The organism is Spirosoma daeguense (assembly GCF_054776875.1).
In genome coordinates, this window is sequence record NZ_BAAHBF010000001.1 from 763,682 (window position 1) to 777,696 (window position 14,015).

14 protein-coding genes are annotated in these 14,015 nt (G+C 43.0%); 7 read left to right on the plus strand and 7 right to left on the minus strand.

Annotated features, from left to right (window positions below):
* Nucleotides 1-30 precede the first annotated feature (30 nt).
* Nucleotides 31-1,509 (minus strand): type III PLP-dependent enzyme domain-containing protein, encoded by a 1,479-nt coding sequence (locus tag ACYVD4_RS02880; RefSeq protein ID WP_460942204.1) that lies wholly within the window; start codon nt 1,507-1,509, stop codon nt 31-33.
* 373 nt (nt 1,510-1,882) lie between these two features.
* On the opposite strand from ACYVD4_RS02880, the gene ACYVD4_RS02885 reads away from it, so the two are divergent.
* From ACYVD4_RS02885 to ACYVD4_RS02905, 5 genes are all read left to right on the plus strand, one after another.
* The gene (locus ACYVD4_RS02885; protein WP_460942206.1) at nt 1,883-2,899 is read left to right on the plus strand and encodes a hypothetical protein; all 1,017 of its coding nucleotides are present in this window, start codon (nt 1,883-1,885) and stop codon (nt 2,897-2,899) included.
* 11 nt (nt 2,900-2,910) lie between these two features.
* Entirely contained in the window at nt 2,911-4,152 is a 1,242-nt protein-coding gene (locus tag ACYVD4_RS02890; protein ID WP_460942208.1) for a hypothetical protein, read from the plus strand.
* A 156-nt stretch (nt 4,153-4,308) separates the two neighbouring features.
* A complete protein-coding gene (locus tag ACYVD4_RS02895) occupies nt 4,309-5,289 on the plus strand; it encodes a pyruvate dehydrogenase complex E1 component subunit beta (RefSeq protein ID WP_460942210.1) in 981 nt (326 codons plus the stop codon).
* Nucleotides 5,290-5,477: 188 nt separating this feature from the next.
* The gene (locus tag ACYVD4_RS02900) at nt 5,478-5,837 is read left to right on the plus strand and encodes a hypothetical protein (protein ID WP_460942212.1); all 360 of its coding nucleotides are present in this window, start codon (nt 5,478-5,480) and stop codon (nt 5,835-5,837) included.
* 404 nt (nt 5,838-6,241) lie between these two features.
* Entirely contained in the window at nt 6,242-7,948 is a 1,707-nt protein-coding gene (locus tag ACYVD4_RS02905) for a TMF family protein (RefSeq protein WP_460942214.1), read from the plus strand.
* Between the two features lie 88 nt (nt 7,949-8,036).
* Here ACYVD4_RS02905 and ACYVD4_RS02910 read toward each other — a convergent pair whose 3' ends face one another.
* From ACYVD4_RS02910 to rpmG, 4 genes are all read right to left on the minus strand, one after another.
* Entirely contained in the window at nt 8,037-8,495 is a 459-nt protein-coding gene (locus ACYVD4_RS02910; protein ID WP_460942216.1) for a hypothetical protein, read from the minus strand.
* A gap of 19 nt (nt 8,496-8,514) precedes the next feature.
* A complete protein-coding gene (gene ftsY / locus ACYVD4_RS02915; protein WP_460942218.1) occupies nt 8,515-9,480 on the minus strand; it encodes a signal recognition particle-docking protein FtsY in 966 nt (321 codons plus the stop codon).
* Between the two features lie 158 nt (nt 9,481-9,638).
* Nucleotides 9,639-9,794: a DUF4295 domain-containing protein gene (locus ACYVD4_RS02920; RefSeq protein WP_020598529.1), complete on the minus strand. Its 156-nt coding sequence runs from the start codon at nt 9,792-9,794 to the stop codon at nt 9,639-9,641.
* 95 nt (nt 9,795-9,889) lie between these two features.
* Nucleotides 9,890-10,075 carry a 50S ribosomal protein L33 gene (gene rpmG / locus ACYVD4_RS02925; RefSeq protein ID WP_012929817.1) on the minus strand — a complete coding sequence of 62 codons (186 nt, stop codon included), beginning with the start codon at nt 10,073-10,075 and terminating at the stop codon, nt 9,890-9,892.
* Nucleotides 10,076-10,234: 159 nt separating this feature from the next.
* Between rpmG and ACYVD4_RS02930 the strand changes: the two genes are divergently transcribed.
* Nucleotides 10,235-11,455, plus strand: coding sequence for an NADH-quinone oxidoreductase subunit D (locus ACYVD4_RS02930; protein WP_460942220.1), 1,221 nt, complete (start codon nt 10,235-10,237; stop codon nt 11,453-11,455).
* A gap of 73 nt (nt 11,456-11,528) precedes the next feature.
* Here ACYVD4_RS02930 and hpt read toward each other — a convergent pair whose 3' ends face one another.
* The gene (gene hpt, locus ACYVD4_RS02935) at nt 11,529-12,056 is read right to left on the minus strand and encodes a hypoxanthine phosphoribosyltransferase (protein WP_460942222.1); all 528 of its coding nucleotides are present in this window, start codon (nt 12,054-12,056) and stop codon (nt 11,529-11,531) included.
* 129 nt (nt 12,057-12,185) lie between these two features.
* Here hpt and ACYVD4_RS02940 point away from each other — a divergent pair, with 129 nt between their 5' ends.
* Nucleotides 12,186-13,400, plus strand: a complete 1,215-nt coding sequence (locus ACYVD4_RS02940; protein ID WP_460942224.1) for a tetratricopeptide repeat protein — start codon at nt 12,186-12,188, stop codon at nt 13,398-13,400.
* A 76-nt stretch (nt 13,401-13,476) separates the two neighbouring features.
* On the opposite strand, the gene ACYVD4_RS02945 is transcribed toward ACYVD4_RS02940, so the two are convergent.
* On the minus strand, nt 13,477-13,947 hold the full coding sequence (locus ACYVD4_RS02945; protein WP_460942226.1) for an Lrp/AsnC family transcriptional regulator: 471 nt from the start codon (nt 13,945-13,947) through the stop codon (nt 13,477-13,479).
* Nucleotides 13,948-14,015: the final 68 nt, after the last annotated feature.

The following is a 14,015-nucleotide window of genomic DNA, read 5'->3' on the forward strand; positions in this document are numbered from 1 at the left end:
CGTAAGCGGTTTAGTAACTGACACTACGTATTAATTTTCATCTTTCACGAATTCCTCTTCGCGTTCTTCAGCAGCTTCGGTTGCTTCCAGCTCTGTCATGCCCGGTTCGGCACCGCCGTAACCCAGAATTTTCAGCATAATCTCACTATTCTGCTCTGGTGCAAACAGACGTGTACGCAGGTTGCCTTCCTCGTCTTTATCAACAATTACGTGCTGCGGGGCCGGAATCAGACAGTGCTGAATACCGCCATACCCCCCAAGTGATTCCTGATACGCACCCGTGTGGAATAAACCGACGTATTGGTCTTCGGCATCCTGATCAAAAATCGGCAGATACAAGTCGGCGCTGTGTGCTTCTGTGTTATAGAAATCGTGCGAGTCGCAGGTGAGACCACCGAGGTTAACTTTCTGATACGGATTATCCCAGTTGTTTACAGCCAACATGATATATTTCTGGCCAAGCCCCCATGAATCAGGAAGTTGTGTAATAAAAGAGCCATCAATCATGTACCACAGCTCCTTATCATTCTGCAACTTCTGATCGATTACATTATAAATAACCGCTCCACTTTCGCCAACGGTATACGAACCAAATTCGGTGAAAATGTGGGGAACTGGTACGTTGTTTTTATTACAGATCCACTGGATGCTCTCCACAATCTGGTCGATCATGGCCTGATAATCGTACGTAAACTGAAACGACGTCTGAATTGGCATACCACCACCAATATCAATCGAATCGAGATCGGGACAAATTTTGCGCAGTTCGCAGTATTTATACATGAACCGGCTCAATTCGCTCCAATAGTAAGCACTGTCTTTGATACCTGTATTGATAAAAAAGTGCAGCATTTTGAGCTTAAATCGCTCGTTTGGCTGGATTTTGCTCCGATACAGTTCGTTCACATCACTATAACGAACGCCTAATCGTGACGTATAGAAGGCAAAATTAGGCTCCTCGTCCGTCGCGATACGTATTCCAAAGTTGACCGATTCGGCCGTAATGGAATTTTCATAGGCTTCAATCTCTTTCAGATTGTCAAGAACGGGAATACAGTTCGTAAAGCCCTCATTGATCAGTTCGCTTATATATTGCGTATAGAGCGGGCGTTTGTAGCCATTGCAAATAATATACGTGCTTTTCGAGACCTTATCCATCTTATATAATTCCCTGATAATGGGTATATCGTAAGCAGACGAGGATTCGAGGTGTATATTATTCTTAAGTGCTTCTTCGAGCACAAACCGGAAGTGCGACGATTTAGTACAATAACAGTACGTATACGTACCCTTATAGTTGTAGCGTTTCATGGCATTCTTGAACAGCAGTTTGGCGTGCTCAATATGCTCCGTGATTTTCGGTAAGTACGTCAGTTTCAAAGGCGTACCGTATTCCTTAACAATGTCCATGAGTGGCACATTGTTGAACATTAGTTCATTGTTCTCGACATTAAATTCCCGCGTTGGAAACTCGAATGTCTGGTCAATCAGGTCATAGTATGTCTTCATTCCTAGGCTCGGCGCTTAAAATGTAAAAACGCTAACGGTTTACCGGATTTTTGATGGTGATTATAAAAAACAGGCGCGAATTTGGCCCCGAAAATTGGGCTTTGCAAGAAGAATAATTCGCAACAGTATCAACGAAAAAGGAGGGCGTTTGATTCGCTCGTAATAGAAATTTCATATTCTGCTTCAATTGTCTCCGATAAGAATAATGAATATATTTTATAGACGTAACGAAACCACTGGCATGCTTCGTTAAGAAAACTGCCGTTTTCGGAAAGACAATTGCGGGTTTGATAAAGTACAGGTTGATTATGTAATCAGAATTGGGAAACTTAGTGATTTCATGTTCTGGTCATTAGTAACCTCCACTCTTTTTATGCGCTCACTCTTTACGTTGCTCCTTTTAGTGTGTTTGGGTTCTACGCTTTCTGCGCAAACCATCCGTCGATGTAACAACAATCCCGGTGTTACGGGACCTAATATTTACACCAGCATTCAAGCGGCACATGACGCGTCATCGAATGATGATATAATTTATATCGAATCGTCAGGAACAAGTTATGGTACGCTTAACTGCGCCAAACGATTGACGATTTATGGCAAGGGCTATTTTCTGGAAAACAGCCCTATCGGCGCTACCGATCAAGTTCCTCCATCCATTGGTAACGTATCATTTGGTTCTGGTAGCAGCAATACGTTGTTTAGTGGTATGTACATAATAGGAGCTATTACGTTTGGCACAAGTGTTTCTGCCATTACAGTTGAACGATCCTACATCAGGGATGGCGTTACATTCACAAGTACATGTTCGGGTGCAGCAAGTCAGTTTGCTCGAAACTGTACCATCAAGCAGTGCTTTATTAATTTTAATGGTATAGGAGGAACTTGCGGTACCCTCGAAAATAACGCAAACGGAATAGCTATCCTTAACTGTATTCTTCGTCAAACCAGCTATTATCATATTAGCAACTTAAATAATGCACTAATAGCTAATTCTATAATCGCAGGAGGTATGCGCTATTTGATTAATAGCACAGTTACCAATTCAATTATCAAACAGAACATCGATAATAACACAGCAACAACCTTTACCAATAATATCAACAGCTTCACTAACCTCCCTGCCGGAAATGGCAACATCAATGGAGCTAACTGGTCATCGCTTTTTGAAACTGGCGATCCTCAAACCGATATTAATTTCCGGTTAGCAGCTGGTTCGATTGCTCAGGGATCAGGAACCGGCGGAACCGATATTGGAGCATTTGGTGGCAGCAATCCATACATAGTGTCTGGTCAGCCGCCGATTCCTATCATTACCAACCTCGCTAGTGATCCTTCCGGGAATAACGGTTCGCCACTGAAAGTCAAAATCAGTATACGCTCGAACAATTAATCTCAATCATTATGAAAATTGGATTGGGAATTATCGCCTGTTTATTAACAGGCCAATCGCTTTTCGCGCAAATAAACCGGGTCGAGTATTTTATTGATACCGACCCCGGTTTTGGTAGTGCTACGTCGGTTAACTTTACACCTGCCACAACCCTGACGAATCTGGAATTTACCGTTCCGCTGACAAGTGTACAGCCCGGTTTCCATAGTTTGTTTATTCGGGCGAGGTCAGTTGCCAATCGGTGGAGCACGGTTTCGCAACAGTTGTTTTACAAAGAGCGTACTACGTCTATTTCAAACCTGAATCGCATCGAATATTTTGTCGATACCGACCCTGGTTTTGGAAGTGCTACGTCGGTTAACTTTACAGCTAATGCAGCGGTAACTAATCTTGAGTTTACGGTGCCTTTGACCAACGTAGCAGTTGGTTTTCATAGCCTCTTTATCCGGGGCCGTGATGCAAATGGTCAGTGGAGTACTATTGAACGACGGTTGTTCTTCAAAAATGAGATTAACCAGTCTGATATTGTTCGTTTAGAGTATTTTATCGACACTGACCCAGGCTTGGGTCTGGCAACAGCAGTACCTATTACGCAAGGTACTATCATCAATAATCTTGAGTATTCTATCGACCTGACGGGCGTATCTACTGGCGATCATAAGCTTAACATTAGAGCCCAGAACGGACTTGGTCGATGGAGTACTATTTCGGTACGTGACTTCGCTGTGCAGAATAACGTAGTGGCCCTTATTTCGGCTCCGGCAGGCTGGTGTCGAAATACACCTTTTAATCTAGCTTATACAGCTACGGGTACCTATGGAGGCAATAACGTTTTTAGTCTTCAGCTTTCTAATTCAACGGGTAGCTTTCAAAGTGGTATCACAACGTTAACAACAATAAACAGCACTACGTCAGGGACAGTATCCGTTACGATTCCTAACTCGGTAGCCGTCGGTTCGGGCTATCGATTGCGGATGATATCCAGCAATCCATCGCTAACCAATATGCCTACGTTGGAGTTTCCGGTTACCAATGTATGCACCTGTGCCAGCATCGCCAGCATTCGGGTTGGCAACTGGACCGACCCGGCAACCTGGACTTGTAATCGCCTACCAATTAGTTCAGACGTAGTACAGTTAAAGCATCTTGTTACGTTGCCAACATCCAGCACCGGCCAAGCCCAGCGGCTCACGTATTACCCTAATGGGCTGTTACGTTACGACACGAATGCCAGACTCCAGCTAACGCCGTAACAGGGATTTTCGACTAACAAAATGCCCTGATTCATCAAACCATTGATCTGATTTGATGAATCAGGGCATTTTGCCTAATTTTGACCGATTTTCAGCCACTTCACTCGTCAACGTAACGTAACGGGTTAGTTACTAATCGAAATCAATAAGCTCAATATGAGAGAAATACAATTCCGAGAAGCCCTACGGGAGGCCATGCAGGAAGAGATGCGCCGGGACCCGCTGGTTTACCTGATGGGCGAAGAAGTTGCCGAATACAACGGTGCCTATAAAGTGAGCCAGGGAATGCTTGACGAGTTTGGTGCGGAGCGTGTTATTGATACGCCCATTGCCGAATTAGGTTTTGCTGGTATTGGCGTGGGTTCGGCTATAAACGGCCTCCGCCCTATTATTGAGTTCATGACATTCAACTTTTCGCTAGTTGCTATCGATCAGGTCATTAACTCAGCGGCTAAAATAATGTCCATGTCGGGCGGTCAATACTCCTGCCCAATTGTGTTTCGTGGACCAACTGGTAATGCGGGAATGCTGTCGTCGCAGCACTCTCAGAATTTCGAGAACTGGTTTGCCAATACATCTGGGCTGAAGGTTGTCGTTCCATCAAACCCTTACGATGCAAAGGGTTTGTTGAAATCCTGTATCCGCGATAACGACCCCGTTATTTTTATGGAGTCGGAGTTGATGTATGGCGACAAAGGTCAGGTTCCAGAAGAAGAATATCTGATTCCGATTGGTCAGGCTAACATAGTACGTGAAGGCAACGACGTAACGATTGTATCCTTCGGTAAAATCATGAAAGTAGCCATCGCTGCGGCTGAAGAACTGGCCAAAAATGGCATTTCGGCTGAAGTAATTGATCTTCGTTCAGTTCGTCCAATCGACTATGCAACTATTATAAACTCGGTAAAGAAAACCAATCGTTGCGTTATCGTTGAAGAAGCCTGGCCGCTGGCAGCAATTTCGTCGGAGCTTACTTACAACATTCAACGTAATGCTTTCGATTATCTGGATGCTCCGGTAGTACGTGTGAACAGTATGGATTTACCACTTCCTTATGCGCCTACGCTTATCGAAGCTATCCTTCCAAATGTGAAGCGTACATTACAGGCGGTAGAAACCGTGATGTATAAAAAATAGGGTTGTCTTATAACCATTATAAAACAGAAAGCGTCGGTTAGTAGCCGACGCTTTCTGTTTATGAAAAAGCCCGGCTGCGAATACAGTCGGGCTTTTACTTTGCGGGAATTGATAGTAAAACGCCCAACTTGATAGAAAAGTTTAGCCATTGAAAAATAGTGGCATAATTTTTCGTATTATTTCAGTATATGCACGATTTTTCTAACAACGTCCCAAAAGAGCCGTCATTACGACTAGGAAGCCGAGTTATTTATGAGGTTACGATTCACTACGTTGGTTCGCTTACTACCTTACGGCAGCGCGATCCTACTATTACGTTCTTTTCTAATTTACGGAAAGCCGTAGATGCCGTGACGGCAGAACTAGCCTTAAACAACTGGCCACCTAAAGTAAACTATACGGCCGTGTATAGAGGAGTAAAGCAACGCCAGTTTTATAGCTGTGATTTCGACGTAGCAGGAACGCGAGTTTTTCGGGTCAAAGTTGTACCTCGTTTATTGAATCCCCCCCTGCCTAGGTTAGGGATTGATGAAAATCCAACAAAATAAAACAAGCGTATGTATTACCATATCGTATTATCGCTTATCGATACGTTCAACCTACTTATTGGTATGTTACTACGAGTTAGACTTACTCCATTCTGAAATTATCTCCTTAACTAGAGAAACGCTAAAACAATGATTACAGCTTGTTTCAAGCTACTATAACTATCGGTTGCTTTAGATTAACATAATTCACTAAAAAACCACTACCGAATACATATTGATCCCTATCTTTGGAAGACAGTTGAGAGTGAATCATATACATCTATGATTAGCTATTCTTTATGTCTTTACAGGCCTTTAGTAAAAATAGAGCGTTGGGCTCTGTAATCTTGACTGTTCAAGCTTAAAATAAGCTTATTAATTAAATTTATAGTGTATCTTTCGGTTAGATTTTAAACTTGGCAATTGTGAAAAAGACTTTACTAGTAATCAGTTATTGTGTATTTCCTCTACTAGGAATTGCCCAGACTAACACTAATTACGTAGCAACAAACCCTTCATCAGCCACACCAGGGTCTGACAATACATTAGTTGGCATAGGGGCAGGCAACCTTAATATGAGTGGGGCAGGCAACTTGTTTATTGGGCGTGGAACAGGTACGGTAAACATGGCTGGTACCCAAAATGTATTTGTTGGTGCTTCGGCGGGAAATTTAAATACGTCTGGTCAGAAAAACTCATTTTTAGGGTATGAATCAGGCTATAGCAATACAACAGGAAATAACAACATATTTCTTGGATGGGGTGCGGGCTACACAAACAATACAGGCTATAACAACGCCTTTGCTGGTTATCAGGCAGGCTATTTAAATACACAAGGTAGCTTTAACGCTTTTTTTGGTAGTGGTGCGGGCTATAGCAACACGCAAGGAGGAAACAACACTTTTGTTGGTGCGGATGCTGGAGGAAATAACACAACAGGAACAAGCAATACCTATCTAGGCGCTCTAGCGGGTGCCTCAAGTGGAGGAGCTCATCAAAATACATTTATTGGAGCTAACACGGGATTATCGAACACAGGTACTGCCAATACATTTATCGGATTTAAAGCCGGGCAAAATAATCAGTCGGGCTTTCAAAATGTATTTGTTGGGTTATCGGCTGGTGAAAACAATACAACAGGCTTGGGGAACCTATTTGTTGGCTCCCAAGCAGGCGTTAGTAACACAACAGGAAACTATAATCTATTCTTAGGAAATGGTGCTGGAAGCCAGACATCTTCTGGAGTAGGGAATACAGCCATCGGTGATGGGGCATTTTATAATGGTACTACTGGTGGCGAAAATACGGCTATTGGTCGCTATGCAGGTATTAATAATACCAATGGATCGAAGAATACGTTTATTGGAGTAGCTGCTACTAATCCGCCGGGGAGTGGTACCCTCACGAATGCTACAGCCATTGGCTACAACGCTTCAGTAACAGCTTCCAACGCAATGATTCTGGGTAATAATAGCGTCAATGTCGGAATTGGCAATTCGGCCCCCAACAATAAACTGGAGATCACACACGCATCATCGAATCAATCGGGACTTCGTTTCACCAACCTGACTAGTAATTCCCCCGCTGCCGTAACGAATCAGACCAAATTTCTAACAGTAAACGCTCAAGGTGATGTTGTGCTTGGTACTGGTGTAGGATCGGCTCGGCTAGGAACAGATACTGATGGTCTTTGGCAAGTAAGTGGCGATAACCTACTAAATACAAATAACGGAGGAGTTATCATTGGCTCTGGGATTAATAAAACCCCTGCCGGATATCGTTTATACGTAGCAGAAGGTGTGTTGACCGAAAAAGTTAAAGTAGCGGTGAAAAGCTCTAATGAATGGGCCGACCGTGTATTTGAGCCAGGCTATAAACTGAAAGGCTTAGCCGAAGTAGAACGCTATGTAACGCAGCAGAAGCATTTGCCAGGCATTCCTTCTGCTGAAGAAGTTGTGAAAGAGGGCGTTGATGTTGGGCAAATGCAGGCTAAACTTCTGGAGAAAGTCGAAGAATTGACTCTTTACGTTATTGAGCTAAAAAAACAAAATGACAGCTTGAAGCAGAAAAGCAACAACTTGGAAAGACGTTTAAATAAGCTTCAGGTTAAGTCTAAAACCTCAAAAAAATAATCGATACGTAGCCTTTAAAAGCAAACAGGCATTCTCTTGAGAGAATGCCTGTTTGCTTTTAAAGGCTACGTTCATTGAAATGGAATTGCTAGAAAACAGCTTGATGCGTAATTTCTACTGTTACGTTAGTACGTTGGAATTTCTGTACGTTAACAGGAAATATGTTATTCTTTGAATCATACAAATTTGCATAAAGCCCTTTTTCTTCACGTACAATCAGCGAATAGGAACCTACCGGTAAAACAAGGCAGAATTTTCCATTTTTGTCAGATTGCACAGTCTTAACTGGCTTTTTATTGCCTTTTAGTTTGATAAAACCGTTTTCATCCGTTTCAACCTCACTTATGCTCAATAATGTGAAGATCAAAATCTCACGTTGAACAGGCTGCCCCATTGGCATAGGTGAATCTGGACTAGGCATGTGATTACCTCGCTTTTCTACAACAGTACCGCAAATGCCTTGCTTTATTGTCTCCTTTGTCACTTTTTGTGCACAGGAAAAATTGGCGAAACCAGCTAAAAGCAATATCGAGAATAAGCGATTCATGACTTCAACCAGAGTGATGTTATTTTTTGAAAAATGAATCCACAAACTCCATCTTATTGAATGTCTGTAAATCATCTATTTTCTCGCCAACGCCAATATATTTTACCGGAATTTTAAATTGGTCGGAAATACCAATAACAACGCCACCTTTGGCTGTGCCATCTAGTTTAGTAATTGCTAAAGCTGAAACCTCGGTTGCTTTCGTAAATTCAGTTGCCTGAATAAATGCGTTTTGACCTGTTGAACCATCAAGTACCAAAAGCACTTCATGAGGGGCGTCGGGCGTAATTTTCTGCATCACCCGTTTGATTTTGGTCAGCTCATTCATCAAATTGACTTTCGTATGCAGCCGGCCGGCCGTATCAATAATCACTACGTCGGCACCCATATCAGTGGCCTTTTTTACGGCATCAAAGGCTACTGCCGATGGATCGGTATTCATTCCATGCGAAATAACCGGAACACCGACACGATCACCCCAGAGTTTAAGCTGGTCAACAGCAGCGGCCCGGAACGTATCGCCAGCGCCTAATACAACCTGCTTGCCACGTTTATGAAATTGGGCAGCCAGTTTGCCAATTGTTGTTGTTTTGCCCACACCATTAACGCCCACTACCATTATTACGTAGGGTTTTTTATTGGCAGGCAACGCAAAATCATCACCGATCGACGTACCGTCGATATCTGATTTATCTGAAAGTAAGGCCGCAATTTCTTCGCGTAAAATACGGTCGAGTTCATCGGTACCCATATATTTATCGCGCGCTACCCGTTCTTCGATCCGTCTTATTATTTTGACGGTTGTTTCCACACCTACATCCGACGAAATGAGTACATTCTCTACTTCGTCCAGTACTTCTTCGTCAACCGTTGATTTACCAACAACAGCCCGACCGAGTTTAGAGAAGAAACTACTTTTTGTTTTCTCCAATCCTTTGTCGAGTGTTTCTTTCTTTTCCTTCGAGAAAAAACCAAATAAAGCCATAGTGCCGATAGTTATCAGTCTATAATCGTCAGGTATTGTTTTATAGCTATCCGACGACTACTTTCAACAAAGCTATAACAAAAAAAGTCCCACAAAGCCATTTGAGCCTGTGGGACTTTTTTTATGATTATACGGAGGGAAGTTGACCGAGTAAAAGCCTACGATTTCAAAGCAGCTTGTACATCATCAACCGGGACCATTTCTTCTTTGAAGGTATAAGCGCCAGTTTTAGGCGACTTTACGGCTTTGATAATCTTAGCAAACGCTTTGCCGTTGTCCTTCGTTTTCAGGGTTGCAACTACCTTTTTTGCCATTGTCTTTTTTAGTCGTTAGTTGTGTATCGACAGTCGTAGTAATTCGTTGTATTATACTGTAATACTAACGATTAGTTGCTATCGACCAGCGACTTTTACTTAATTTCTTTGTGCAAAGTTACTTTTTTCAGGAACGGATTATATTTCTTCCGTTCGATACGAGCCGGCGTATTTTTCCGGTTTTTCGTCGTAATATACCGGGACATGCCGGGTACACCGCTGTCTTTCTGCTCGGTGCATTCCAGAATAACCTGGATTCTATTGGCGCCTTTCTTTGCCATCTCTAAAGTCTGTTTTCTCGATAAGGAGCGCAAAGGTACGCAACTCCTTTGATTTGGGCAATAGATTACTAAGAAAAACAGTGATTTCTACGAGGTTAGTCCAAAAAGCAATGTTTTTTTTGATTTTCGGACGATGGCTTTCGACCTTTGATTTCAATCATGACCACGCAAACAATTCAATACGAATATGCTCCCGGCCATTTTCGGGCATCTGAGCCGAATCTACGTCGGCCCGAAACCCTGGGCGAAGGTGAGATGATTCTGAATATGGGGCCGCAGCACCCGTCTACCCACGGCGTATTGCGGCTTGAGGTAATCACTGACGGCGAAATTATTGTAGACGTAGTACCGCATGTCGGCTACCTTCATCGTTGTTTTGAAAAACACGCACAATCACTACCATTCAATCAGACAATACCATTTGTTGACCGGCTCGATTATCTGGCAGCAATGAATGGCGAACATGCATTTGTAATGGGCGTCGAAAAAATGCTGGGTATTCAGAACGACATTCCTAAACGTACTGAATACATCCGTGTGCTGGTGGCTGAACTCAACCGTATTGCGGCTCATTTTGTCGGTATTGGTACGTATGCGCTCGACATTGGGGCTTACACGCCTTTCCTGTGGCTCATGCGCGACCGTGAACATATTCAGCGGATGCTCGAATGGCTAAGCGGAGCCCGTATGCTCTATAATTACATTTGGGTAGGTGGTCTTTTTTATGATCTGCCGGTTGGCTTTGAAAAACGTTGCGCCGAGTTTGTTACGTATCTGCAACCTAAATTGATCGAGTTACAACAGTTGGTTATCGAAAACGAAATCTTTGTTAAACGAACTGCTAACGTAGGCGTGTTGCCCTTGGACGTAGCGATTAATTACGGCTGCACAGGGCCAATGCTACGTGGTTCGGGGCTACGTTATGATTTGCGTCGGGTAGATGGCTATTCTGTTTATCCTGATCTGGAATTCGATATTCCGATTGGCGAAGGTAAAATGGGTGCCGTTGGCGACTGTTGGGACCGTAACTACGTTCGCGTTCAGGAATGTTATGAATCGATACGTATCATTGAACAATGTCTTGTGCAACTGACAGGCCCTTACAAACGCACACGAGACTATGACCCGCAAGCCGTCGTACCGAAAAAAATCAGACCGAAAGCGATGGATTTTTACGCTCGGGCCGAAAGTGCGAAAGGAGAATTAGGCTTTTTCTTCAGAACCGACGGCAAATCAGATATACCCGTTCGTTGCAAAGCACGCGCCTGTTCGTTTCATAATTTATCGGTCATTGGCGAAATCAGCAAAGGAGCTATGCTGGCCGATCTAGTGGCCGTAATTGGCTCAATCGACGTAGTAATGGGAGAAGTAGACCGTTAGTATATGTATAAACAGCGAAAGAGCGAATGAGTTAGTTCACCGAATGGTCTTCACTCATTCGCTCTTTCGCTGTTTACTTTAATACCAAAATATTAGGCGAATTCCGACCTAGCCCGTCATAATCAAGGCCGTAACCCAGCACAAAACGGTTTTCAATCTCGAAACCAACGTAATGTAAATCAAGTGGTTTCTGCAAAGCATCGGGTTTAAATAATAACGTAGCAATCGCCAGCGATGCGGGTGTTTGCGCCTGAAGTTGGTCGCATAAGTCATATAACGTTCGGCCCGTATCGACAATATCTTCAATAACGATCAGATCACGATTGACAATAGAATCGTTAAGTCCTAAAATTTGCTTAAGCTGCCCCGTCGATTCAGTGCCTTGATAGGAAGCAACCCTTAGAAACGTGATTTCGCAGGGAATCGTTATATGCTTCATCAAATCGGCTGCAAACAAAAACGCGCCATTTAGAACCACAACAAGCAGCGGCTTCTTATCGACGTATTCCTCATTTATCTGCCCAGCTAATTCCTGAATTCTTGCCTGAATAATGTCGGCTTCAATAAACGGAACGAACGTTTTATCGTTGATAGTTATCATAGCGATGTATTTGGGGCGACAAAGATACGTTGTCGGAAAAGTGCGGACAAAAAAACGTTGGAAAAATACAGTGAAACAAACGTACTGATGCTCAATTACGTTGATATACCAATGAAGCGATTTGACCAAATGAAGACTATCTTTTTGACGATGTGGTTAATGGGACTGGCTGTTCTGGCTCATGCCCAGCTCTACGATCCGTCGGCGTTTGATAAAAAATACGATGGCCTGTTAAAACACCCTGGTGTTCAGATTGAATCGGCTGAGGCCATCAATCTGATGTATAACTATAAATTCTACGAAGCCGATAAGGAGTTTCGCTGGCTGCGGGTGCGATATCCCAAGCATCCTATGCCTTATTTTTTAATGGGTCTGGCCGAGTGGTGGAAAATTGTACCGAATACCGACGTAACAGATTATGATGATCGTTGTCTGGCACTCATGGATACAACCATTACGTTGGCCGAAAAACTTTACGACGACAGCGATAATAAGCTTGAACCCGCTTTCTTCTTAGCGGCTGCCTATGCGTTTAAAAGCCGTCTGTATTCAGAGCGGAAGAAATGGACTAAAGCGACTTTCTCCGGTAAAAATGCGCTCAAATACTTTGAGAAATGTAAGGGTAATGCCGATTTCAGCCCGGAACTGCTCTTTGGCGATGGTATGTATGATTACTACGCTCAGTGGATTCCTGAGAACTACCCACTGTTGAAGCCTATTTTAATGTTTTTCCCAAAAGGGAATAAAACAACGGGCATTAAGGAGCTGGAAAAGACCGCAAATACAGCCTTTTACACCCGTGTAGAGGCTCGTTATTTTCTAATTCAGATTTATAGCATGGAAAACCAGTATGACAAAGCATACGAGATGGCAAAGTACATGCATGAGCAATACCCTGATAATCCATTTTTCGAACGCTACTTCGCGCGTTCTGCATTTGTAACGGGCCGTTTGAATGAAGCCGAACGAATCTCGAAAGATATTATGGGTAAAATTGAACGCACTCAATCTGGTTATGAGGGCGTCAGTGGACGTACTGCCGCGTATATACTGGCGTACATCAATCACCTGTTTTACAAAAACAATTCGGAGGCCAAAATCAATTATCAGAAAGCTATTGATTTTGCAAAACAGACAAATTCGACCAACGCAGGGTATTACTGGTCGTCGGTTTTAGGGCTGGCGAAAATTGCTACTGAAGAAAAAGATTACGATCTGGCTCAGACTTATTTTAAGGAAGTGATGGATAAAGCAGATCGAAAATCAAGCCAGCACAAGGAAGCGAAAAAAGCGCTGGAAGACGCTAAGAAATCACGTAGAGAAGAGCGTCGGAAAAGAAGATAGAAGCGATATATGAAGTATGATATATGAGGTATTGCTTGAAAAACATCATATATCATACTTCATATATCATACATGATCAAGGAATAGGCAATACTTTGCTTTCCTTAAATGTTGACATGATTACCATCGTTTGCGTGTGCGCAACTTCATCAATTTCGTTGATTACGTCGAGCATAAGCCCCTGATACGATGCAATGTCTTTAGCAATAACTTTGAGGAGAAAATCCCCGGAACCCGTGATGTGGTGGCATTCAATGATTTCAGGAATTTCATTGACACGCTTCACAAACGACATGGTCGTATCTTTCTTATGACCTACCAGTGTAACCATAACAAAGGTTGTTACGCCGAGGCCTATTTTTTCACGGTTTAGTTGGGCATGATAGCTCTGAATAATACCAGAAGTCTCAAGTTTTTTTACGCGCTCCAGTGTTGGTGCTGGTGAAAGACCAATCTCTTTAGATAGCTGGGCGTTGGTAATTTTAGCGTTGGCTTGCAGAATCTCTAATACGTTACGATCAATCTGATCTAACTTCTGACTAGACATAGATGAAATTGCCTGTTGAAATAAATGTTGTTACAGAGCAGTGCAAAACTACTATCTTTTACAATAGA